Below are 22,882 nucleotides of genomic sequence, written 5' to 3'. Positions count from 1 at the left end.
AAGGAGGCAGTGACGATGATGAAGCGGTTCGCCCTGATGATGAGCCTGTGTCTGGCCCCCGCCGCCCACGCGGCCGACGACGTCGTCGAGGTGTGGAAGGCCAAGTGCAAGTCCTGTCACGGCGACACCGGCAAGGCGGACACGAAGATGGGCAAGAAGGAGTCCATCACCGACATGAGCCAGCCTGCCTGGCAGGCGGCCCAGTCCGACGCGGACATCCGCGTGGCCATCGCCGACGGCTCGCCGCGCAACACGAAGATGAAGGCCTTCAAGGACAAGCTCACCGCCGCGCAGATCGACGCGCTGGTGGGATACATCCGCACCATGAAGGCCAGGTAGGACGGGCCTCGGGGCTGAATAACCGTTTCGGGCTCGCGTCTTGCCGGGAAGAGAAACGGAGCCCCTCATGAAGACCCTCTCGACCCTCCTCGTTTTCTGCCTGGCTCTCGCGGGCGTCTTCACCTCCGTGCAGGCCCACGCGCTGAGCACCCCGCGCATCGAGCCGGGACTCTCCCGACCCGAGCCTCTGTCCCTGCGCCCCGATGACGGCAAGGACAAGGGCGACGGGAAGGACAAGGACAAGGACAAGGGCGAAGAGGACGAGGAGGACTACCGCTACCGCGGCCTCCGCGGAGCGGCGGCGCTGGAGCTGGTGGACCCGGGCGCGCTCAACGACATGCTGCGCCTGCGCGCCGCGGCCCGCTACGCCCGGTACTGAGTGCCCCCTCAGGCCCAGCGCGTCTGGGCCTCGGCCCCTCAGGCCCAGCGCGTCTGGGCCTCGTCCTGCGACTGGGCCACCCGGGGCAGCGTCACCGCGAAGCACGTGCCCGCCTCCTGCGAGGACGCGACGTCCACCCACCCACCGTGGGCGGTGACGATTTGCGACACGATGTAGAGCCCCAGCCCCAGCCCGTGGCGATGCGGCCTGGGCATGCCCGGCTCGGGCGTGCCGCGGTGGAAGGGCGCGAACAGGCGCGGGCGCAGCGACTCCGGAATCGGCGGCCCCACGTTGTGCACCTCCACCCGCTGGAAGAGCGGCTCGCTCGCCGCCAGCCGCACGCGCACGGACGTGCCCGCGGGGCTGTGCTGCAGGGCGTTGCCCACCAGGTTGGAGAGCACCTGCCCCAGCCGCTCCTCGTCCCAGACGCCGCGCGAGTCCCCCACCACCTCCAGGTCCACGCGCTGGTCCGGATGGGCCGGCTCCAGCTCGGAGATGATGCGCCGGCACACCGACTCCATGCACACCTCGCGCGGACGCAAGGGGATGCCACCCGCCATGCGCGCGCGGGTGAAGTCGAGCAGTTGTTTCACCAGTCGCGCCATGCGCTCGGCGCTCCCGTCGATGCGCGTCGCCACCCGCCGCACGTCCGGCGTCAGCGTCGGCTGGGCGAGCAGCGCCGCCGCGGACAGGCGCACCGCCGCCAGCGGGTTGCCCAAATCGTGCCCCAGCACGCCGATGAAGCGCTCCTGGAAGCGCGCCTCCTCGTCCCGCTCCAGCTCCTGGCGGCGCCGCGCGGTGACGTCCCGGCTGATGCCGAACAGGCCGTAGACGGTGCCGTCGCCCCGGCGCAGCACGCCCTTGGTCGTCTGCCAGATGCGGTCGCTGCCCGGGCCGCCCTCGGAGTCCTCGTACGTGGCGGTGACGCCCGACTCCATCACCGCGCGGTCGTGCGCCAGCGTGGGCCCGGCGATGTCCTGGCCCAGGAGCTCCAGGTCCGTGCGCCCCAGGATGTCCTGCGGCGCCCGGTTGAAGGCGCGCGCCGTGGCCGGGTTGATGAGCACGTAGCGCGCGTCCACGTCCTTCACGTAGATGGCGTCGGTGGCGCTCTCGATGACCGCGTGCAGCAGGTCATGGTCGCGTCTCAGCGTCTCCTCGGCGGCCATCCGCTCCGTCAAATCCTCCAGGAAGACGACGACGCCGTCCTCCCACGGGGACACGCGGGCGAGCAGCCACACCGGCCCCACGGAGGACTGACGCGAGACGCGGATGATTTCGGGCTCGCGTCGCACGGCCACCCGGACACACGCGGCGAACAGGCCACATTCGCCCACCCACGCGGCCTCCTCGAGCAGGCGCTGGCGCACCAGGGAGCGCTCCTCGCGCCCCAACCAGCGCTCCGCGTGCACGTTCGCGGAGACGCATTCGAAGTCCAGGATGCCCTGCTCAGCGGAACGGACGCTGCGCAGCACCACCACGGCTTCGGAGGGGGGCGCGCCCGCCCCGCTCATCACCCTGTTCCAACGGCCGGATTGCATGGCTGGCGTGTGGCACCCCCCAGCGATGCCTTGAGGAAGAGTAGGCCCTGCCCCAGGCATGCGGCCAACCCAGCCCCGGTACGGCTGATTCGTGGCGGACACAGCACTCCGGGCCGCGTCGGCTCCGACACACGACAGGCGACGCGCTCTGTCGTTGACCTGTCAGGGGCGCGCCCCTAATTACCCCGGGGCCCTCAGGGGTCCACTCATGGACAGTCCTTACACACAGAGGTTGGATGGCGAGGCGGCGCGGGACGGTGGCGTGCCTCTCGTGGCGGCGGACACCTTCTCCCGGCTGCTCGGGGAGCTGCGCGCAGGCCAGCGCACACGCACCCAGGGCCTGAAGGGCGCGGCCCGGGGCCACGTGCTCGCCCGGCTGCATCGCGAGGCGAAGGCGCCGCTGGTGTGCGTGGCGGCGGACGAGGAGGCGGCCGACAGCCTGGCCTCCGACCTGGCCTTCTTCCTGGGCGGGACGGGCACGCTGCGAGAGCCGGGGGTGCTGCGGCTGCCCGCGGACGAGGTGCTCCCCTACGACGAGCTGTCCCCGGACGCGGCCGTGGTCACCGAGCGCATCGGCGCGCTGTACCACCTGGCCCGGGGCACGCGCTTCCCGGTGCTGGTGCTGTCGCTGCGCGCGCTGTACCGCCGCATGCTGCGCCCGGACGTCATGGCCCGGCTCACGGACCGGGTCACGGTGGGCCAGGAGTACGACCGCGACGCGCTGGCGCGGAAGCTCTCGCGCATGGGCTACCAGAACAGCCCCATGGTGGAGGACGTGGGGACGTTCTCCGTGCGCGGAGGGCTGCTCGACGTCTTCAGCCCGCTCTACGACAAGCCGGTGCGCCTGGAGTTCTTCGGTGACACCATCGACTCCATCCGCGCCTTCGACCCGGAGTCGCAGCGCACGGTGGACGCGCTGAAGGAAGTGGACCTGGTGCCCGCGCGGGAGCTCCTGCTCACCGAGGACACCCGTCCCCGCGCGGAGGCCGCCGCGCGCGCCGTCGCCGACCGCATCAACCTGCCCACCATCCAGCTGCGCGAGCGGCTGGACGCGCTGCGCGAGGGCCTGCCCGGCTTCGGGCTGGAGGGGCTGCTCCCCGGGCTGTTCGAGGGCGGGCTGGCCACGGTGTTCGACTTCCTGCGCGCGTGGAGCCCCGAGGGGCCCGTCTTCTACCTGGACGACCCGCTGGAGCTGTCGCGCGCGGCGGACGCGCTGTGGGAGGAGCTGGAGCGCACCTTCGCCCAGGCCGAGGAGCGCAAGGACCTGGTGTGCCCGCCAGCCGAGCACTTCCTGTCGCGCGACGCGGTGGAACAGCAGCTGTCCGCCTATCGCGTCGTCGAGGGCGGTGGGCTGTCGCTGACGCAGTCGGAGAAGCCGCCGGTGTTGTTCCAGTTCGGCGGCACGCAGGACCTGCGGGAGGCCATCCTCGCGCACCATGGCGAGGAGGGCGCGCTGCAACCCCTGGTCGAGCGGCTGCAGCGCTGGCGCGACTCGCGCGTGGCGTGCGCGGTGGCGTGCGGCACGCTGAGCCAGGCGGACCGGCTCAAGCGGCTCTTGCTCGACCGCAACGTCATGGTGAAGGTGCACACCGAGCCCATGAAGGACGCGTCGGCGCTGTACGAGCCGTCCGTCTGGGCGCACCTCTTCACCGGCGAGGTGAGCCAGGGCTTCGTGGACGGCGGGGGCGGGCTGGCGCTCCTGTCAGACGAGGAGATCTTCGGCGTCCGCGCGCGTCGGCGCGTCAAGCGCGGCAAGAAGCTGGACGCGTTCGCCGCGGGCTTCAAGGACCTGAAGGAAGGCGACCTCATCGTCCACACCGACTTCGGCATCGGCCGCTACTCGGGCCTTACGAAGATGCAGGTGAACGGCGTGCCCGGGGACTTCCTCGTCCTGGAGTACGCGGGCCGGGACAAAATCTATCTGCCGGTGGGCCGCATGCGGCTCATCCAGAAGTTCACCGGCGGCAACCCGGAGACGGTCCAGCTCGACAAGCTGGGCACGACGAGCTGGGAGAAGACGAAGAAGCGCGTCAAGGAGCAGCTGCTCAAGATGGCGGCGGAGCTCCTGCAAATCGCCGCCTCGCGCCGCGCGCACCCGGGACACGCCTTCAGCGCGCCGGACCGCTACTTCGCCCAGTTCGAGGCGGACTTCGAGTTCGAGGAGACGCCGGACCAGGCCAAGGCGATTGAGGACGTGCTCTCCGACATGCAGAAGCCGGAGCCCATGGACCGGCTGGTCTGCGGCGACGTGGGCTACGGCAAGACGGAGGTCGCCATGCGCGCGGCCTTCAAGGCGACGCTGGACCGCAAGCAGGTGGCGGTGCTGGTGCCCACCACCGTGCTGGCGCAGCAGCACTTCCTCTCCTTCAAGAAGCGCTTCAAGGACTACCCCGTCACGGTGGAGGTCATCTCCGGCCTGAAGAAGCCGCCGGAGGTGCGCGAAATCCTCAAGCGCGCCAAGGAGGGCAAGGTCGACATCCTCATCGGCACGCACAAGCTGTTGGGCGGCGAGGTGGCCTTCAAGGATTTGGGGCTGATGATCGTCGACGAGGAGCAGCGCTTCGGCGTGAAGCAGAAGGAGTCGCTGAAGAAGTGGCGCTCCCAGATCGACGTGCTGACGCTGACGGCGACGCCCATCCCCCGCACGCTGCACATGAGCATGTCGGGCGTGCGCGACATGAGCATCATCGCCACGCCGCCGCAGGACCGGCGCGCCATCCGCACCTTCGTGATGAAGTACGACCCGATGGTGGTGAAGGAGGCGATTGAACGCGAGATTGCCCGCGGCGGGCAGGTGTTCTTCGTGCACAACCGCGTCGAGTCGCTGCCCTCCATGGAGCAGCAGCTGCGCGAGCTGGTGCCGCAGCTGTCCATCGGCGTGGCGCACGGACAGATGGGCGAGGGGCAGCTCGAGAAGGTCATGCTGGAGTTCACCGAGCGCAAGCACCAGGTGCTGCTGTGCACGGCCATCATCGAGAGCGGCATCGACATCTCCAGCGCCAACACGATGATTGTCAATCGGGCGGACCAGTTCGGCCTGGCGCAGCTCTACCAGCTGCGAGGCCGCGTGGGCCGCTCCAAGGAGCGCGCGTACGCGTACCTGCTGGTGCCCACGCGCCGGGCGGTGACGCGCGACGCGCAGCGCCGGCTGGAGGTGCTCCAGAACTTCACCGAGCTGGGCGCGGGCTTCTCCATCGCCAGTCATGATTTGGAGATTCGCGGCGCGGGCAACCTGCTGGGCGAGAAGCAGTCCGGCGCCATCGCCGAGATTGGCTTCGACATGTACGCGCAGCTCCTGGAGGAGGCCGTCGCGGAGCTGCAGGGCCAGCCGCCCAAGGTGCAGATTGAACCGGACGTCACGCTGCCCATGCCCGCGCTCATCCCGGACGACTACGTGGCGGACGTGCACCAGCGGCTCGTCTTCTACAAGCGCTTCAGCCAGGCCAGCCACCCGGACGAGGTGACGGACCTGCGCGCGGAGCTGGTGGACCGCTACGGCGAGGCCCCGGACGAGGTGGACCACCTGTCCGAGCTGACGCTGCTGAAGATCGACATGCGCGACCTCCGGCTGCGCGGCCTGGAGGTGGGGCCGCAGCGGCTGGTGGTGACGCTGGGCGCGGACGCGCTGCTCGACGGACCGAAGGTCGCGGGGCTGGTGCAGCGCTCGAAGGGCTACTACCGCCTCACGCCGGACATGAAGCTCATCGCCCGCGTGGCGCAGGGCACCCAGGGGCACGACCTCATCGCCGAGGCGCGCAAGGTGCTCCGAGACCTGGACCACTGCTCGCTGCCGAGGAACTGAACGCGAAGAGGCTCGGGACACGAAGTCCCGAGCCTCCTGGATTCACACGCGGAGCTGACTACGGCGTGCCGTCGCTGTTGCCGCCGCGCTTGAACAGCTTGCCCAGCGCGACGAACAGCATCACCACACCGGCGATGACGACCTTCTTGCCGGCCAGCAGCACCGCGAGCAGGCCCTTGAAGAGCCCCGCCTTGGCGGCGACCTTGCCCGCCACCAGGCCCGCGACACCATACGCGGCGACGCGGCCCGTGCTGGGGTCGAAGTCCTCGTAGCGGTTGCCCTCCTGGAACTCGGTGAAGGCGAGCACCTGCTGCATGTCCTTCTCCACCTGGGGCAGCGCCCCCATGCTGGAGACGGCGTTGAGGACCAGCACGCCCTCCTTGCCCAGCACGCGGACGGCGTAGTTCAGCGTGTGCTCCTTGGAGCCACCGAAGGCCAGCTCCTGCGCCCAGTACAGCTTGCGCGTGCTGGCGTCGTAGTGCGGGGTAGCGGCCCAGCCGACCAGGTCCACGGCCTCGAAGCCCGCGCGGGTGCGCTCCTTGTTCTCCTCGCGCGTGCCCTCCTGCATCTCCTCGAGCAGCTCAGCGTAGTCGATGCTGGCCGCGTCCTTGTCCTCCACGTGGCCGTCATCGTCGTACTGGATGACGACGCCCCAGCCCTCCGGCGCGTCCACGCTCACGTCCGAGGGGACCAGCATGCCCAGCGTCTTCGTGCCCGGAGGATTGCCCCACACCTCCACGAGCACCTTCTCCGCGTCCTCGGGCGACAGGTAGCCGAAGTTGGCGGGGACGTTCATCTTCGCCAGGCCGTTGCCCAGCACCACCACGCCGGTGCGCAGGTGCAGCTCGGGCAATGCCGGGGCCGCCACCTCCGCCGCCTCGGCGGCCTCCTGCTGCTCGGGCGCCTGGGCCCACGCGCTCACTCCCACCAGCAACAACACCGCGAACCACCCACGTCGACACTGCATTGAGCTCCCCCTCCAGGGATTCCAGACACAATCGGCCGGAGGGACGTGAAGCGTCAGCGAGGCTGACGATGCCGCGCGCGGCTCGACGCACATGCGCGGCGGGCCCCCCGGGGCCGAAAGGCGCGGCACCCTAGCGACGCGTCGGAGCACGCGTCAAATCAGCGCTGGTGTGGGGACGGACTCAGGCAGCTTCGGTTTTCGGGACAACCACGGGACGCACGAGAAAGTCGCGCGCGGTCGTGACGGCGCGTGGGTCCTGGAGCACCTGACCGGGCATGTTGCCGTGACCGATGAGCGCGCCGCGCCAGTGCATCTCCATGTAGTCCGCGCTGAGCTGGAGGCTCTTCAACAAGGGCTGGGCGACGGCGTCGTCCTCCTCGGAGGAGTGCGAGGTCACCAGCGAGAGCACCTTGCCGCGCATGCGCTCGCGGAAGCGCAGCTCGGTGATTCTCAGCCAGTGGGACCAGTGCTCCAGGTAGGACACCGCGTTGGCGGGCAGGCCGTACCAGTAGACGGGCGCGACGAACACGAGCTCGTCGGCGGACACCGTGCGCTGAGCGAGGTCCCACAGCTCGGGGCTCAGGGGCTGCGTGTAGCCGCCGGGGGAGTGACGCAGGTCCTTGAAGATTTCGCTCCGGTAACGCTCCAGGTTCACCCACTCCGCCACCGTGCCGGTCGGCAGGGACTCCGCGGCCTTGCGGGCGAGCTGCTCCGCGTTGCCGTTCTCACGGGCACTGGAGAGCAGGAAGAGGAGTCGACGGGAGTGCATGACGGAGGTCCGGGAGAAGGAGCGACCGGGCCTTCATAACGAAGGCGGTCGCGTCGCGCACGAGTCGAGCCCGCGCCTCCAGGCGCCCCCTTCGGACGGCAAAGGCACGACAAGGAGCAGGACCCGAGGGCTCGCGCACCTCGCGCCTCCACGAGGGTCCGGCCGATAGGGCTTCGCCGTCGGCGTTCGGACTCACCCGGCCCAGGCATGAGGGCTCGCGCACCGCGCGTCTCCACCAGGGCCGGCCCGCCGACTCACTTGCCGCAGAAGTGCGCGACGGCGCGGGCCAGCACGGCCTCGCAGCGAATCAGGTCGTCGACGGGCACATGCTCGCCCGTCTGGTGGGCCACCCGGATGTCGCCGGGGCCGAACACCACGGCCTCCGCGCCCAGCTCTGTCATCTGCGGTGCCTCCGTGCCGAAGGGCACCGTGGTGGACGCGTTGCCGCTGGCCTCGGCCAGGAAGCGCACCACCTCCGCGTCCGCTCGCGTGTTCACACCCCGGTCCGTGCGCAGCACGCGGATGCGCGCCTCGTACGCGGGCTCGTCGCGCACCAGCTCCTGGCGGATGGACTCCAGCAGCTCGGACACGCGCTCGGTGGGCTGCCCTGGAATCGGCCGCCACTCCACCGTGAAGCGGCACGAGCCCGGCAGGATGTTCTTCGCCTTGCCGCCCTGGATGACGCCCACGTTCACCGTGGTGAAGGGCGGCTGGAAGCCCTCGTCGAGTTCCTCGCGCAACACCGTGGTGGCCAACTGCTCCAGCCGGTTCAGGAAACGACCCGCGCGGAAGATGGCCGACGCGCCCGTGTCCGGATACGCGCTGTGCCCCTCCTTGCCGAGCACCTCCACCTCCGCCAGGCAGTAGCCCTTGTTCGCGCGCACCGGCGTGAGCTTCGTGGGCTCTCCGACGATGGCGTGTCGCGCGCGGCCCAGCCCCGCGGCCACCAGCTTCTTCGCGCCGATGAGGCCAATCTCCTCGTCCGCGGTGAGCACCACCATCAGCGGCGCGGAGGGCTTCTCGGCCCGCTCGGCGGCGTGCAGCGCGCACGCGATGAAGCCCTTCGTGTCACAGGCGCCACGCGCGTAGAGCTTGCCGTCCTTCTCCGTCAGCTTCAGCGCGTCCGTCCACGCCGCGTCATACGGCACGCAGTCGGAGTGCCCCACCAACGCGAGCGCCGCACGGCCCGTGCCGCCCTTCACCGCGACCAGGTTCACCTTCTCCACGCCCGCGTCATCCGTGTAGCGCTGACGCTCGGCGCTGAACCCGGCCTTCTCCAGCCGCGCCTGCGCGTAGTCGATGAGCGGGGCGTTGGGGCGAGCGGACGTGGTGTCCATCGCCACCAGCTCCGCCAGGGTGGCCCGCAGCGCGGGCAGCGTGTCGCTCATGAAGACTTCCTCCGTCGAAGCGTCATGCCATCGCCCGGCATCAGGCGCCAGCCCCCGTCAGCGATACAGCGAATGCGCGAGCGTCTGGAAGGCGCGTCCACTCTCCTCCGCCAGCGGATGCACGCCGTCCCGGACCACCAGCCGTCCGGCCACCGCCACGTCGCGCACCGCCGCCTTCTCCGCGCCCAGGACGATGGAGACGAGCAGCGACTCCGGCCCCGCGCCCACGAGCGACGGATGACCCAGGTCCACCGTGAAGAAGTCCGCCAGCGCACCCGGCGTCAGCGCCCCCGTGGACAGCCCCAGGCAGCGCGCGCCGTCCACGGTGGCCATGTCCAGCAGCCGCGCGCCCAGGCCGGAGACCTCTCCACCTCCCGGGTCCAGGACCGAGCGCCGCAGCCGGGAGAGTCGCAGGTGCCCCTCGAGCTGACGAGCCTCGTCCAGCAGGTCCACGTGCGCCTGGCTGTCCGAGCCCAGGCTGATGTGCGCTCCCGCCTTCACCAGCGCGTCCGCGGGGACGATGCCGTCCCCCAGGTTGCGCTCCGTGGAGGGACACGCGCACACCGTCGCGCGAGCGGCGCCCAGCATGGACACCTCTTCGTCCGTCAGGTGCACGCCGTGCACGGCGGTGAAGCCCGCCCCCAACAGCCCCAGGTCCGACAGCAGCTCCACGGGCCGGCGGCCGTACTCCGCGAGGCTCGCTTCAATCTCCTTGGGCTGCTCGGCGACGTGCATGTGCACGGGGAAGCCTCGCGCCTTGGCGACGGCGGCCAGCCAGCCCTTCGGCACCGCGCGCACGCTGTGGGGCGCGAGCCCCACGCTCACCGCCGCGTCACCCTTCACCTCGCTCGCGAGCGACTCCGCCGACGCGAGGAACGTGTCCACGTCCGGGTCGATGAAGCGCCGCTGCCGGGGATTGGGCGCCACCTGGAAGCCCGCGCGCGCATAGCCCACGCGCAGCAGGCAGATGCGCAGGCCCGCGTCCCGCGCGGCGCGGATGACGGCCTTGGCCAGCACGTTCCGGTCCGCGTACGGGGTGCCATCCTGCTGGTGGTGGATGTAGTGGAACTCGCCCACGGTGGTGATGCCGGCGAGCGCCATCTCCACGAAGACCTGTCGGGAGGCCACGTAGACGTCGTCGGGCCCCAGGGACTCGGCGGCGCGATACATGGCCTCGCGCCAGCTCCAGAAGTCATCCGCCTCGTGACCGGCGACCACATACTCGGTGCGCCCGCGGATGAGCCGCTGGAACGCGTGGGAGTGGCCATTGACGAGCCCCGGCAACAACGCGCGGCCTCGCAGCCGCACGACGCTCGCCCCGGCGGGCACGGCGGTCGAATCGAGGATGCGGCCATCGGCGCCCACGGCCAGGGCGCCCCCTTCGATGAGCCGGCCTCCCACGTACAGGAAGTCCGGCTGGTAGACAGTGATGTCGCTCACCCCGCCGAGCGTACGTCAGCGGACCGGGCCACGCAGCAGCCGTGACGCGGTCCGCCCGCGTCGCTGTCAGCGCCCGAACTCCGCCAGCTTCCAGCCTTCGTCGGGAGCCGGATGATTCGAGTTGTCATCCGCGCCCGGGCGCCCCAGCCCCCGGTGCACGGCGGGCGCGGAGGCGTTCACCGAGCCCACGTAGAACACGCCATGGTAGCCCTCCGCGTTCACCGAGTCCCACGTGTGCACGAAGTAGCGCTCACCGTTGTTCTTGCCCTTCGTCTCACGCACGCCGCAGTCCAACCGGTCCCGCTTGCCCTGGCTGTCCACCGAGCAGATCCACGCCGTGCCGCTGTCGTACGCCATGTCCAGCGCCACCACGTCGTCCAGCTTCTCCTTCAGGAGATAGCCCATGGGCCGGTGGTCCTTGTTCCACGGCAGGCCCTTCTTCGTGCGCGAGTGGATGTTGCCCGACAGCACCACATAGAAGCGCTTGGGCGCCGACTCCACCTGGTGGATGAGCGTGGCCGCCATCGCGTCCTCGCGCTGCTGCCCGTTCGCCTTCGGGTGGTCGAACACGACGACGTCCACGTCCAGCCCCTGCGAGCGCAGCTGACGCAGCTGCTCCAGCATGTTCGCCATCGCCTCACTGCCGCGCCCGTCCGGATACGGGCTGCGCCAGAACGGCGCCTCCATCAGCTTGAGCCAGTCACCCTCCTCGCCCGGGCTGTCGAGGAACGCATCCACGCGCCCCTGGTTCTCCAGCGGCAGCTCCAATCCCACCGTCACCGGCGTCCCCGCCACCGTCACCTGGCAGGACGTCTGGGCCACGAAGCGCGGCACCTCCTGTGTGCCGTGCAGCTCCCCCAGCATCATCACCGTGCCGGGCCTGGCCTGCTTGCCCAGGCCGATGATGGGCAGGCCGCACTCGATGGCCATCTGCGACGGCGCTTCCTTGGCCTTGGGTGCCTTGGCCACCTGCACCGGCTTGGGCGCGTTCTCTTCCTTCGCCAGCTTCGGCGCCACCTCCCGGAACACCCGCCACTCCATCACCAGGTCGCGCTGCGCCTGCCCTGACTCGGCGAAGAAGGCGTTCTCACCACGCGGCTCCGCGATGACCTCCTCCCAGTCCTCGGTGCTGGTCAGCACCGAGCTCTCTCCGTCCGTGGCCCCCATGTCACCGTCCCCGCCCTTGAGCCCCACGCCACGCCCGACGCCCCAGTCGAGCTGCACCGCCGGGTTCTGCAGCGCCTTGTTCCGGCTCTTGGTGATGCGGAAGATTTGAAGCTTGCTCGTCGTGGGCGTCTCGCGCCGACCCACGACCAGGTAGCGGTGGAAGAAGCCCGCGACCTTCGAGCCTCCGAATTCCTGCCGCCACTCCGTCTCCAGCACCCGGCTGCCCTTGTCCTCGCGGAAGGGCAGCTCGTTGCGGGTGAAGAACTCCCGGACCTCCGGCCACATCTCGTCCAGTGGACGGTCGTAGATGGCCTCCCGGTCCGGAATCTCCAGGTCACTGCGGTGGGCCGCGCACCCCAGCCCCACCCACGTCGACAACAACAACACCGCGTAAAGAACCGAGCGCATCCACCCTCCCGACATCACGTTCCAGAGCGGGAAACGCGAGCGGGAGGGCGGACATATCGCCCGGAACTACCTCGACGACGCGACCTTCCCTGCCTCGGGCGTGAAGGGGTTCTTGCTGCCCTCCTTGCCAGGGCCGCTGTCACCCACGCGGATGGCCGGCGCGGAGGCATTCACCGCGCCCACGTAGAACACCCCGTGGTAGCCCTCCGCGTTCGCCGAGTCCCACGTGTGCACGAAGTAGCGCTCGCCGTTGTTCTTGCCCTTCGCGTCGCGCACGCCGCAGTCCAGGCGGTCTCGCACGCCCTTGCTGTCCACCGAGCAGATCCACGCCGTGCCGCTGTCGTACGCCATGTCCAGCGCCACCACGTCGTCCAGCTTCTCCTTCAAGAGATAGCCCATGGGCCGGTGGTCCTTGTTCCACGGCAGGCCCTTCTTCGTGCGCGAGTGGATGTTGCCCGACAGCACCACATGGAAGCGCTTCGGCCCCGCCTCCACCTGGAGCGCCACCGTGGCCGCCATCGCGTCCTCACGCTGCTGCCCGTTCGCCTTCGGGTGGTCGAACACGAAGACATCCACGTCCAGGCCCTGCGAGCGCAGCTGACGCAGGTGCTCCAGCATGTTCGCCACGGCCGCGCTGCCGCGCCCATCCGGATACGGGCTGCGCCAGAACGGCGCCTCCATCAGCTTGAGCCAGTCGTCCTCGCCGCCCGGGCTGTCCAGGAACGTGTCCACCCGTCCCTGGTTCTCCAGCGGCAGCTCCAGTCCCACCGTCACCGGCAGCCCCGCGACCACCGCCTGACACGCCATCTGCGCCACGAAGCGCGGCACCTCCTGCGTGCCGTGCATCTCGCCCAGCAGCATCACCGTGCCCGGCTTCGCCTTCTTGCCCAGGCCGATGATGGGCAGGCCGCACTCGATGGCCATCTGCGACGGCGCTTCCTTGGCCTTGGGCGCCTTGGCCACCTGCACCTGCTTGGGCGCGTTCTCCTCCTTCGACAAGAGCGGCGCCACCTCGCGGAACACCCGCCACTCCATCACCATGTCGCGCTGGCCCTGCGCGGACTCCGCGAAGAAGGCGTTCTCACCCCGAGGCTCCGCCAGCCGGTCCTCGAAGTCCTCCGCGCTCAGGCCGGGCGTCTCCGAGTCGGCCCCGCCGTTCAGGTTGCGGTTGACCCCCCAGTCGATCTGCACGGCCGGGTTCTGCAGCGTCTTGTTCCGGCTCTTGGTGATACGGAAGATTTGAAGCTTGCTCGTCGTGGGCGTCTCGCGCCGGCCCACCACCAGGTAGCGGTGGAAGAAGCCGGAGATCTTCGAGCCTCCGAACTCCTGGCGCCACTCCGTCTCCAGCACCCGGCTGCCCTTGTCCTCGCGGAAGGGCAGCTGGTTGCGGGTGAAGAAGCCCTGGACCTCCGGCCACATCTCCTCGAGCGGCCGGTCGTAGATGGCCTCCCGGTCCGGATAGTCCAAATCACTGCGATGGGCCGCGCAGCCCATGACGAACAGACCTGCCAACACCGCGACGACTGCGGAGCGCACCATGCCGCCTCCTGGGAGTCCTTGTCCGGGAGCCTAGAACGGCGGCACACGTCTGGCATATCGCCCGGGGGAAGTCCGCCCCCTGTGCGGGCCCCGGGTCAGGCCTGGACCTCGGAGCCCTCGTGCAGCGGAGCGCGCTCCTTCTCCCAGGGGCGGGTCCGGACGGCCTCGCGGATCCACAGGATGTGACGGCGCTCGTCCTCGCGGTGTCGCTCGATGAGCAGGCGCACATCGGGGCTCCAGTCGAAGCGCAGGGCGACGTCGTAGGAGCGGTTCGAGTACTCCTCATTGCCGAGCATCGCCACCAGCGCGGCCTCGGTGCCCATCAGGCTGGACATGGCCGTCAGGCCCTTCATCGCCGCGCCCTTCAAGTCGGGCCTCAAGTCTAACGGCGCGCCCCCGAAGTGGTGGATGAAGCCGTTGAGCTCCCGGACATGTCGCACGTGGTCGGCACGGAACTCGGCGAGCCGCTCACGCACCAGCGGCTCCGGGATGCGCGCGAGCGCCGCGTCATAGGCGCCCACCGCGTCCGCGTCGAGCTGCGCAAGGCTGCGCAGGCGTGCCACCTCGGACTTCTCGGCCATGTCGACATCCTCCAAGCCTAGGGACCGCAGGCAATGTGAGAAGCCTCTTCCCACGAGCCAACCCGTCCCCCGGTGCCTCGGCCCGGCCGCTCTGACACCGGGCAGGCGGCCTGGAGGTGGGTTCAGGAGCGGGGATGCGCGGGGCGCAGCGGCAGCGAGCCCTCGCCGCGGGCGCCCCGACGCTCGGCGCGGCGGTGCTTGAGGACGATGAGCTCGCCGACCAGGGCGCTCAGCAGAATCAGCGCGTTGGTCACCACGAAGACCCAGTTGCCCACCAGCACGCTGTAGGTGGTGAAGCCCACGGAGGCGGTGATCTGCCCCAGGAAGAGCCACTGCGAGACGCCCTCACTGGAGCCGGTCTTCCACTGCTTGTGGATCTGCGTCCCCAACGTCAGCAACAAGATGAAGGAACTGAACCACCCCACCGCCTCGATGCCCATGCAGCGCCTCCCGCGTACAGATGCGCATGTGCGGGCGCGGCGACAGCTGCGCATTCCTCAGAGGCTCACGGAGACCCCGCTGTCCAGGCGACATGGCCGGGGCTTGTCGGGTCGTCCGCTCGGATGCAGGTGACGCGGGCGCTCGGCGCGGGACGGCGCGGTCGACATTGCGATGGGCTTCCTGGATGCCGACCGTTGAGTCGTGAACCGCGCACGCACACGACTCCAGACCTACCGCCGCAAGCGGGACTTCCGCCGCACCCCGGAGCCCGCTCCGGAGGCGCCGGCCTCCTCGGACGGCGCGCCTGTCTTCGTGGTGCACAAGCACGATGCCACCAGCCTCCACTACGACTTGCGCCTGCAGGTCGATGGCGCGCTGGCGAGCTGGGCCGTGCCCAAGGGGCCCAGCTACGACCCGGGTGACAAGCGGCTCGCGGTGGAGACCGAGGACCATCCCCTCGCGTACGCCGACTTCGAGGGACACATCCCCGACGATGCCTACGGCGGGGGGGACTCCCTGCTCTGGGACCGGGGCACGTTCGACACGGTCCCTCCGGGACAGGCCCACGCGCAGCGCGAGCACGGGCGGCTCCACGTCGAGTTGCAGGGCGAGAAGCTGCGGGGGCGCTGGCACCTCATCCGCACCCGGCTCCGGGGGAGCGCGAAGAAGCCGCAGTGGCTGCTCTTCAAGGCGAAGGACGAGACGGCGGACCCCTCGCTCGACATCACCACGGAGCGGCCCGAGTCGGTGAAGAGCGGACAGGTCCAGACGCGGGGCCCGGTGAAGCGGGGCGCGAGGAAGCGGCCCGCGTCGCGCGCGCGGGAGGTCACGACCACGTCCACGAAGCAGCGCAAGCCTCGTGCGCTGGCGACACCTCGCACGCCGGCGAAGCTGCTGGAGCGATTGGGCGCGCCCATGCTGGCGCGCCTGTCGGTGCCGGAGGAGGTCACCGACGCGACGCACGTCTACGAGGTGAAGTACGACGGCTTCCGGGCGCTGGCGGCGCTCGTGGGCGGCAAGCTCGCGCTGCGGAGCCGGCGGGGCAATGACCTGTCGAAGCGCTTCCCCGCGCTCGCCGAGGCCCTGCGCGGGCTGCGCGTGAAGGACGTGGTGCTGGACGGCGAAATCGTCGCGCTGGATGCGAAGGGCCGCTCGCGCTTCCAGTTGCTCCAGCAGGGCTTGGAGGGCGTGGAGCAGCGCTTCGTGGTGTTCGACATCCCGTGGCTCGACGGTGAGGACCTGCGCGGCCTGCCGCTGGAGGAGCGACGGGCGCGGCTGGAGCGGGTGATGAAGCACGTGAAGCTCCCGCTTCAGCTCTCGGAGCGCATCGAGCTGCCGATGAAGCGCGCGCTGGACCAGGCGCGCAGGAAGGGCTGGGAGGGGCTCATCGCGAAGCGGCGAGGCTCCACGTACGTGGACACGCGCTCGGGCGACTGGCTCAAGCTCAAGGTGGTGGCGGGACAGGAGGTGGTCATCCTCGGGTACCTGCCCATCCAGAACGAGCGCTCCAGGACGGAGCTCGGCGCGCTGCTCGTCGGGGTGCATCGAGAGGACGGCTTCCACGACGTGGGCAAGGTCGGCACGGGCTTCACGTCGAAGGACCGGCGCGAGCTGCGGCGGCTGCTCGACGAGGACGTGGCGCGCAAGCCCGCGGCCGTGGACGCGAAGCCGCGCAAGGGCGCGGTGTGGGTGAAGCCCCGGCACGTGGCGCAGGTGAACTTCAGCGAGTGGACCGAGGACGGACGGCTGCGCCAACCCGTGTACCAGGGGCTGCGCATCGACAAGGCTCCGACGGAGGTGGTCCGTGAGCGTCCCGCGCCTGCCTCGCGAGGGGCACGGAAGACCTCGGATGAGACCTCCACGGCGGCTGGCACAAGACAGCGCCGCGCCACCGCGCCCGTGCGTGGCGTTTCGCGGCGCACGGCCTCCGCTGGCGGCTCACGACAACGTCACTCGACGGGCTCGCTCAGAGCACCGCGCGCCCAGGCCGCGCGCACCTCTCCTCCCTCGTCGCGCGACGGGCACGCCACGCTGACGCACGGGGACCGCGTGCTCTTCCCGGAGGCCGGCCTGACGAAGGCGGATGTCTTCGAGTACTACCGAGAGGTCGCGCCCTTGATGGTCCCCGTCCTCGAGGACCGCCCCATCTCCGTGCAGCAGTGGCCCGCGGGAATCCAGGCGCCGGGCTTCTTCCGACACGAGCTGTCGGGCATCCCCGCGTGGGTGCCCACCCAGCGCGTGCGCCACCTGGACAAGACGCTGCGCCACGTGAACGTGAACGGCGAGGAGCCCCTGCTGTGGCTCGCCAACCAATCCGCGCTCACGCTCCACATGTGGCTGAGCCGCGCGCCCAGGCTCTCGCAGCCCGACTTCCTGGCCATGGACCTGGACCCGGGCAAGGGCGGCTGGTCCGACGTGGTGACGGTGGCGCTCGCGCTGCGCGGACTGCTCGAGGAGCAGGGCCTCGACAGCTACCCCAAGACCTCCGGCAAGCGCGGCCTGCACGTCATGATTCCCCTGGCCCCCGGACACACGTACGCGAAGGTCCAGGCGCACGCGGACGCGCTGGCCCATGCACTGGAAGCGCGGCTGGGTGAGCTGGCCACCACGGTGCGCGGCATCCGCGCGCGCAAGGGCCGGCTCTACCTGGACGCGGGACAGAACGCGCGCGGCAAGACGGTCGTCGCGCCCTACTCCCTCCGGGCCAAGGAGGGCGCGCCCTTCTCCGCGCCCCTGAAGTGGAGCGAGGTCACCCGGCGCCTCGACCCCGCGCGCTTCAACCTCCGCACGCTCGAGAAGCGCCTGGACCAGGTGGGAGACCTGTTCGCTCCCGCGTTGAAGCATCCGCAGCGGCTGCCGGACTGACACGCCTGGCGGCTCGCCGCTTCCCCTCGCGACACACCGTGCATGACGTCGGGGCGGGTGTTATGGGGCGACGCCACCATGGACTCCGCTGTCGCCTCCGGCCCCGTGAAGCCCGCGAGCCGTCTGAAGGTCGCCCTCGCCTACTGCACCTGCTTCCTCCTCTGGGGCTCCACCTGGTCCGTGGTGAAGGTGGGCCTGGAGGACCTGCCGCCCCTGCGCTTCCTCGGCACGCGCATGCTGGTGGCGGGGCTCGTCCTGCTGCCCTTCGCCCGCGCCGCGGGACAGGTGGACGCGCGCACCGGAGGACGCATCGCCGCGCTGGGCATGCTCCAGCTCGCGGCGCCCTTCACCCTGCTCTTCTTCGCGCAGCAGTGGATTCCGTCCAGCTGGGCCGCGCTGCTGTTCTCCACCTTCCCGGTGTGGCTGCTGTTCGTCGGCCGCGTCCTCCTGCCGGACCAACCCCTCACCCCCGGCAAGCTCCTGGCCGCGGGCCTGGGCGTGGCGGGCGTGGTGCTGCTCCAGTCCTCCGACATCCAGGGGATGGCGCTGTCCGGCAAGATGCTGCTGGGCGTGGGGATGACGCTCTTCTCCGTGGTCCTCATCGCCGTGGCCAACGTGCTCGTGCGTCGCCACATGGCGCACGTGCCTCCGCGCGTGCTCGTCTTCGGACAGGCGCTCAGCAGCGCCGCGCCCCTGCTCGCGCTCTCGTTCCTGCTGGAGTCGAACGCCGCCGTGACGTGGACACCGCGCGCCGTGGGAGCGGTGCTCTACCTGGCCATCTTCGGCACCGCGTTCACCTACCTGTGCCTCTACTGGCTCCTGCCGCGCATCTCCCTCACCGCGCTGGGCATCATGGCGCTGCTCGACACGCTGATGGCGGTGGTGCTGGGCGTCGCGTTCCTCGGCGAGCCGCTCACGCTGTCCCTGGTCGTGGGCGGCGCGCTCATCCTCGGGAGCGCGGCCCTGGCCAACGCGCTGCCCCAGCAGTCCCCGCCCCGGCCCGACGAACAGGCCCGGGGCTGAAGCCACTCGCTCACCGCGACGCGTTCAGCGCGCGGTGCTCCTGAATCCACGCGCGCGCCTCGTCGAGCGTGTCCACGTAGCGCACGTCCAGCGGACGACCACCGGTGAGCATGGAGCCCACCATCAGGCTCTTGGTGGTGGCCTTCTGCTCCAGCGCCGCGCCCACGTAGACGATGCCCAGGAACCAGTCCGCCTTCGCGTGCTCCACCAGGTAGCGGCGCGACTCCGGGCTCAGCTGCGAGTCGGCGATGTCCGCCGCCAGGTAGAAGCGCCCCTCGGCGGACAGCGACTGGTACAGGCCACAGGACCAGCGCGACGTGTCCTCGGTGATGGCGCCCCGGAAGCGCGCCCACAGGATGTCCGGCGCTTCCAACCACGCACGCTGCGCGCCGTGGCTCCACTCCTGCTCCCAATCCCTTGCCATGCGACTCCCGCGAAGAGGCCGGGCCCAGGATAGGACCGACGGCCTCCGCTTCCCACTGGCCCGCCGCTAGAAGCGCAGCGGCAGCGAGAACGCCGTCCCGTTCTGCGTGCCCGTCCGGAAGCTGCGCGGCGCGCCGATGACCAGCGTAGGCGGCGTAGTCTGGTTGCCCGGCGTCAGCGCGACATCCTGGCCAATCTGGCTTCGCTCGGAGCCATCCCCGGCGACGAGCAGGAAGGGCGACAGCGGGCCCTGCAGGCCGGGGCCGCCCGCGTAGATGAACACGGCGCCACCGCCATCCGAGGCCTCGGAGGCGCCCGGCGCGCCCACGACGAGGTCCGGCACCTTGTCGCCCGACAGGTCCACGTTGCCCGCCAGCGACGTGCCGAAGCCCACCGCGCGCGACTTGTGCACCAGGACGATGGGGCTGAGCCCGTCGCCGAAGAGGCCCACCACACCCGAAGTCACCCGCGCGGGCTTGGCCATCTCCGCCCGGAGCGTGGCGATGTCGACGAGCAGCACCACCGGCTGGGTGGTGCCGTTGAAGGGCACGGACGTGGCGCTGATGGCCAGGAAGTCGCGCGCGTCTCCACCACCGCCCGCGTTGCCCAGGACCTTGCCCGCGCGAGCGATGGCGAGCCCCAGGCCCTGGTTGTTGAGCTGCACCTCGCTGTCCGCGGCGATGCGCCACACCGTGGCCGTGGTGCGCGAGCACTTCGCGCCGTAGCCCAGGAGGATGGCCACGCCCGAGCGGGTGCCCTCCGCGTAGCGCCACGCCAGGTCGTCACACGTGTCGCCGTCGATGTCGCCCAGCGACGTGAGCGCGCTGGTCTGCAGCGCCATGGAGGGCCAGGTGTAGACGGGGTCGCAGACCATGGTGAGCTTGCTCAGCCCGGTGTCGTCCGGCGCGCGGCCCAGGAACACCTCCATGCCGCGGTCGCGCAGCACGCCCACGTCCTCGAACCCGTCGTTGTTGAAGTCGAAGCCGCCCACCAGCCCACGCCCCAGCGCCGAGCGCTTGCACTTCGCGTCCGTCTCCGGCGTGCAGCCGGCAATCTGCAGCGGCGCCCACATGCGGTACGCGGGCTTGTAGCTGCCATCCGCCTGCCCGAGCGACACCAGCACGCCGCCCACGGACTGGCTGCCCGTGGTGAGGCACTCGGCGCGCGTCGTGTGGTACTGCGCCGCGTGCTCCGCGCTGGTGCTCGCCGGGACGATGAGGCCCGTGGCGCCCACCACCAGGTCCGGGCGGCCATCCTTGTTGAAGTCGGTGAAGGCCACGTCCGCGCCCACCGAGCGGCCCGCCGTATGCGGGGACGGCGCGCCCTCCGCGGCCACCGTCGCATCCCCCGTACGCGCCACCGGCCGCACATACGCGCGGCCGATGGAGAGCGCGTCACCATCTCCATTGGCGCCCGCGCCGGACCACCCCGGCGCGCCCAGGAGCGCCAGCGCGCCCGAGGCGCCCGTCGTCACCGCCACCTGCTCACCCACGCGCTCCACGCTGGGCCGCGCGGGGACATAGGAATGTGTGCGCGCCCACTCCGTCAGCGACGCGCCGCCCCGGCGGAACAGCTCCACGCGGCCGGTGTACGCGCCCGCCTCCGACGACGCGCGTCCGGCGAAGGCCGCCAGCGAGTCCCCCTCTGGCAGCTTCCACACCGCCAGGCCCGCGCCCAGCGTGTCGGACCGGGCCGTGCCGTTGAGCGACAGCAGCGGCTTGTTGATGACCGCGCCCTTCGTCAGCGTGGCCAGCGGGTACGCCAGCACCTTGCCGCCGAAGCGCAGCGCGGTGGCGCCCGTGCCGGGCTGTGCGTAGGGGGCGCCCAGGAGCAGCTCCGGCCCCGGCACGCCGTCCACGTCGAGCACCGCGAAGCTGCGCCCCGCGACGATGCCGCCCGACTCGCCGTAGATGCGCGCGAAGGCCTCCTCGCGCTTCACCTGCGGCGGCGTGGCCGCGGGGTCTCCGGTGGGCGCGTGGGTGCTCAGGTCGAACAGCAGCGCGCCGCCCGCGTCGCTGGCCGCGCGGTTGCCGCCACTGGCGCTCAGGTCCGGCGAGTCCGCGCGGTCCGCCACCGCCATCAGCAGCGGCGGGCGCGTGTCATCACCGGGGATGGCGCCCAGCCGCCACGTGCCCTCGTTCGAGTCCGCGAGGTTGGCGGGCAGCACGTACACGTCCGGGGTCGCCCGGAAGCGGATGCCCTCCGAGCGCGCGAAGAACACGGAGATGGCCACCTGCGTGCCGGAGACCGCGCCCTCCGCGTTGTAGCGAGACACCTTGCTCAGCGCGGCGAGGTCCAGCCGCCCGTCCTTGTTGAAGTCCGCCGTCACCAGCGCGCGGCCCAGGTCCGAGCCCGTGCGCGCCATGGGCGCTCCGTCCCTCGTCAGGTCCGAGCCCCCCAGGCGAATCGAGGGCAGGTCCGGCACCGGGGCGCTCGCCGAGGAGAGGTAGATGTCCACGGTGCCACGCGCGCGGATGGCGCTGGTGGGCGCCAGGTCTCCGACGGGCGAGCCCACCACCAGGTCCACCTTGCCGTCCCCATCCATGTCCGCCACGGCCATGCCCGCGCCGAAGGCCGCGTCGCGCAGCAGCCCCGCCAGTTGCAGGCGCAGCGGCGCCGGGGCTCCGCCCTTGAAGGTGTAGAGGTACACCGCGCCCGCGTTGCTCACCGCCACGTCCGCGCCCGGCGAGGACACCACCAGCTCCGCGCGTCCGTCGCCGTCCAAATCACCCGCGGCCAGCGCGTCACCGAACTGCGCCGTGTCCGTGTCGCCCGTCAGCACCCACAAGGGCTGCGCCTCCAGCCCGCCGTTGCCGCCCTTGTAGATGAAGACGGCGCCGCCGGTGGGCCGGCCCAAATCACTCTCACGCCGGCCCACGGCGAGGTCCAGCACGCCGTCGCCGTCGAAGTCCGCGGTCACCATCGTGGCCGCGTCGGTGAGCCGTCCGTGCGCCAGGCCCGGCCGCGTCAGCTCGTCCAGCACCACCACCGTGACGGACGCCTTGTCACCGGTGAACGGGTCGGAGGCCTCCAGCAGCGCCGCGCCCGTGTCGCCCGAGAGGAAGCCGATGCGCCCGGCCGCGAGCGTCCCCGGCCCGGACACCTTGCTCCACACCACCCTGTCACTGCCGCCCCGCGTGAACAGCGGCACGGACGAGCCCGAGGGCACCGCCAGGTACGCGGGCGCGCCGGCCAGCCGCGCCGTCCTGCTCACGGTGTACTGCAGCTCCACCTCGTCGCCCGTCTGCGAGTCGCGCACGGAGACCAGGTCCAGACCCTCGTTCGCGCCCGCGGTGTAGCGGCCCTCCGGCGTCAGCGTGGCGCCAGAGCGGTTCTGCTTCAGGCTGTAGGTGGCCGTGCCCAGCAGGCCCTGCGTCGCCACCTGGAAGGACACGCCCGGCCGCACGTCCGCGCGCCCGGGCGCGATGTCGAACGCGGCGATGACGTCCACCGTGGCGCGCGCGTCGCCGGGGCAGCGCGCGTCCTCCACCACCAGCGTGTCGCTGCCCGGCGTGTGCCCCGCGATGAAGCGGTTGCCGCGCAGCTCACCCGACGAGCCTCCGTCCTGCAGCGTGTAGCGGTACTGGCCGCTGCCGCCGGTGGCCACCAGCGACACGGGGGCCCCCACGCGCACCCGCGCGGGCTCGGCGCGCAGGCTCACGGGCGACAGCCCCGTGCACGTGTCCACCTCCGGAGGCGGCTCGGTCTCACGCGCGGGGTCCAGGTCGTCGGAGCAGGCCGTCACGAGGAGCGCGAGCAGGGGGGCCGCGCGAGGGAATCGAATCATGGGGGTGCCTCGGGGGGTAAGGCGGG

The 22,882-nt window shown here is 71.0% G+C and carries 16 protein-coding genes; 5 read left to right on the top strand and 11 right to left on the bottom strand.

Annotation, left to right across the window (positions count from 1 at the left end; genetic code table 11):
* Positions 1 to 15: 15 nt before the first annotated feature.
* Positions 16 to 339, top strand: a complete 324-nt coding sequence (locus tag FL311_RS03185; protein ID WP_141323378.1) for a c-type cytochrome — start codon at positions 16 to 18, stop codon at positions 337 to 339.
* A gap of 67 nt (positions 340 to 406) precedes the next feature.
* Complete coding sequence (locus tag FL311_RS03180; RefSeq protein WP_141323377.1) at positions 407 to 718, top strand: hypothetical protein; 312 nt, start codon at positions 407 to 409, stop codon at positions 716 to 718.
* Between the two features lie 38 nt (positions 719 to 756).
* Here the strand turns inward: FL311_RS03180 and FL311_RS03175 are convergent, their stop codons facing one another.
* Positions 757 to 2,229: a PAS domain-containing sensor histidine kinase gene (locus FL311_RS03175; protein ID WP_228556642.1), complete on the bottom strand. Its 1,473-nt coding sequence runs from the start codon at positions 2,227 to 2,229 to the stop codon at positions 757 to 759.
* A 235-nt stretch (positions 2,230 to 2,464) separates the two neighbouring features.
* Between FL311_RS03175 and mfd the strand changes: the two genes are divergently transcribed.
* Positions 2,465 to 6,058: a transcription-repair coupling factor gene (mfd, locus tag FL311_RS03170; RefSeq protein ID WP_141323376.1), complete on the top strand. Its 3,594-nt coding sequence runs from the start codon at positions 2,465 to 2,467 to the stop codon at positions 6,056 to 6,058.
* Positions 6,059 to 6,116: 58 nt separating this feature from the next.
* Here the strand turns inward: mfd and FL311_RS03165 are convergent, their stop codons facing one another.
* The 8 genes from FL311_RS03165 to FL311_RS03130 form a co-directional block, all read right to left on the bottom strand.
* Positions 6,117 to 7,025, bottom strand: a complete 909-nt coding sequence (locus FL311_RS03165) for a DUF2167 domain-containing protein (protein WP_141323374.1) — start codon at positions 7,023 to 7,025, stop codon at positions 6,117 to 6,119.
* A 181-nt stretch (positions 7,026 to 7,206) separates the two neighbouring features.
* Positions 7,207 to 7,794, bottom strand: coding sequence for a flavodoxin family protein (locus FL311_RS03160; RefSeq protein ID WP_141323372.1), 588 nt, complete (start codon positions 7,792 to 7,794; stop codon positions 7,207 to 7,209).
* 254 nt (positions 7,795 to 8,048) lie between these two features.
* On the bottom strand, positions 8,049 to 9,182 hold the full coding sequence (gene argE, locus FL311_RS03155; RefSeq protein WP_141323370.1) for an acetylornithine deacetylase: 1,134 nt from the start codon (positions 9,180 to 9,182) through the stop codon (positions 8,049 to 8,051).
* 57 nt (positions 9,183 to 9,239) lie between these two features.
* Entirely contained in the window at positions 9,240 to 10,622 is a 1,383-nt protein-coding gene (gene hutF / locus FL311_RS03150) for a formimidoylglutamate deiminase (RefSeq protein ID WP_141323368.1), read from the bottom strand.
* 66 nt (positions 10,623 to 10,688) lie between these two features.
* Positions 10,689 to 12,197 carry an erythromycin esterase family protein gene (locus FL311_RS03145; protein ID WP_141323366.1) on the bottom strand — a complete coding sequence of 503 codons (1,509 nt, stop codon included), beginning with the start codon at positions 12,195 to 12,197 and terminating at the stop codon, positions 10,689 to 10,691.
* 66 nt (positions 12,198 to 12,263) lie between these two features.
* Positions 12,264 to 13,736, bottom strand: a complete 1,473-nt coding sequence (locus FL311_RS03140; RefSeq protein ID WP_141323363.1) for an erythromycin esterase family protein — start codon at positions 13,734 to 13,736, stop codon at positions 12,264 to 12,266.
* A 95-nt stretch (positions 13,737 to 13,831) separates the two neighbouring features.
* Positions 13,832 to 14,317 (bottom strand): ferritin-like domain-containing protein, encoded by a 486-nt coding sequence (locus FL311_RS03135; RefSeq protein WP_141323361.1) that lies wholly within the window; start codon positions 14,315 to 14,317, stop codon positions 13,832 to 13,834.
* A 122-nt stretch (positions 14,318 to 14,439) separates the two neighbouring features.
* Positions 14,440 to 14,757, bottom strand: coding sequence for a PQ-loop domain-containing transporter (locus tag FL311_RS03130; RefSeq protein WP_141323359.1), 318 nt, complete (start codon positions 14,755 to 14,757; stop codon positions 14,440 to 14,442).
* 202 nt (positions 14,758 to 14,959) lie between these two features.
* On the opposite strand from FL311_RS03130, the gene ligD reads away from it, so the two are divergent.
* Positions 14,960 to 17,623 (top strand): DNA ligase D, encoded by a 2,664-nt coding sequence (gene ligD, locus FL311_RS03125; protein WP_141323357.1) that lies wholly within the window; start codon positions 14,960 to 14,962, stop codon positions 17,621 to 17,623.
* A 78-nt stretch (positions 17,624 to 17,701) separates the two neighbouring features.
* Complete coding sequence (locus tag FL311_RS03120; protein WP_141323355.1) at positions 17,702 to 18,646, top strand: DMT family transporter; 945 nt, start codon at positions 17,702 to 17,704, stop codon at positions 18,644 to 18,646.
* A gap of 10 nt (positions 18,647 to 18,656) precedes the next feature.
* On the opposite strand, the gene FL311_RS03115 is transcribed toward FL311_RS03120, so the two are convergent.
* Both FL311_RS03115 and FL311_RS03110 read right to left on the bottom strand, forming a co-directional pair.
* On the bottom strand, positions 18,657 to 19,070 hold the full coding sequence (locus FL311_RS03115; RefSeq protein ID WP_046711169.1) for a hypothetical protein: 414 nt from the start codon (positions 19,068 to 19,070) through the stop codon (positions 18,657 to 18,659).
* Positions 19,071 to 19,136: 66 nt separating this feature from the next.
* Positions 19,137 to 22,856, bottom strand: a complete 3,720-nt coding sequence (locus FL311_RS03110; RefSeq protein ID WP_141323354.1) for a VCBS repeat-containing protein — start codon at positions 22,854 to 22,856, stop codon at positions 19,137 to 19,139.
* Between the last annotated feature and the right edge of the window lie 26 nt (positions 22,857 to 22,882).

It is taken from the genome of Myxococcus sp. AB025B (assembly GCF_006518215.1).
GTDB classification, from domain to species: domain Bacteria; phylum Myxococcota; class Myxococcia; order Myxococcales; family Myxococcaceae; genus Myxococcus; species Myxococcus fulvus.
Note: the sequence above shows the minus strand (reverse complement) of the source record. Positions and strands in the feature narration are given on the sequence as shown.

What these genes read in the sequence shown, in the direction of transcription:
- FL311_RS03175 (WP_228556642.1), bottom strand. Translation starts at nt 2,229, where the DNA reads ATGAGCGGGGCGGGCGCGCCCCCCTCCGAAGCCGTGGTGGTGCTGCGC.
- FL311_RS03135 (WP_141323361.1), bottom strand. Translation starts at nt 14,317, where the DNA reads ATGGCCGAGAAGTCCGAGGTGGCACGCCTGCGCAGCCTTGCGCAGCTC.
- argE (WP_141323370.1), bottom strand. Translation starts at nt 9,182, where the DNA reads ATGAGCGACACGCTGCCCGCGCTGCGGGCCACCCTGGCGGAGCTGGTG.
- FL311_RS03120 (WP_141323355.1), top strand. Translation starts at nt 17,702, where the DNA reads ATGGACTCCGCTGTCGCCTCCGGCCCCGTGAAGCCCGCGAGCCGTCTG.
- FL311_RS03160 (WP_141323372.1), bottom strand. Translation starts at nt 7,794, where the DNA reads ATGCACTCCCGTCGACTCCTCTTCCTGCTCTCCAGTGCCCGTGAGAAC.
- FL311_RS03115 (WP_046711169.1), bottom strand. Translation starts at nt 19,070, where the DNA reads ATGGCAAGGGATTGGGAGCAGGAGTGGAGCCACGGCGCGCAGCGTGCG.
- FL311_RS03130 (WP_141323359.1), bottom strand. Translation starts at nt 14,757, where the DNA reads ATGGGCATCGAGGCGGTGGGGTGGTTCAGTTCCTTCATCTTGTTGCTG.
- FL311_RS03185 (WP_141323378.1), top strand. Translation starts at nt 16, where the DNA reads ATGATGAAGCGGTTCGCCCTGATGATGAGCCTGTGTCTGGCCCCCGCC.
- mfd (WP_141323376.1), top strand. Translation starts at nt 2,465, where the DNA reads ATGGACAGTCCTTACACACAGAGGTTGGATGGCGAGGCGGCGCGGGAC.
- FL311_RS03145 (WP_141323366.1), bottom strand. Translation starts at nt 12,197, where the DNA reads ATGCGCTCGGTTCTTTACGCGGTGTTGTTGTTGTCGACGTGGGTGGGG.
- FL311_RS03180 (WP_141323377.1), top strand. Translation starts at nt 407, where the DNA reads ATGAAGACCCTCTCGACCCTCCTCGTTTTCTGCCTGGCTCTCGCGGGC.
- FL311_RS03140 (WP_141323363.1), bottom strand. Translation starts at nt 13,736, where the DNA reads ATGGTGCGCTCCGCAGTCGTCGCGGTGTTGGCAGGTCTGTTCGTCATG.
- FL311_RS03165 (WP_141323374.1), bottom strand. Translation starts at nt 7,025, where the DNA reads ATGCAGTGTCGACGTGGGTGGTTCGCGGTGTTGTTGCTGGTGGGAGTG.
- FL311_RS03110 (WP_141323354.1), bottom strand. Translation starts at nt 22,856, where the DNA reads ATGATTCGATTCCCTCGCGCGGCCCCCCTGCTCGCGCTCCTCGTGACG.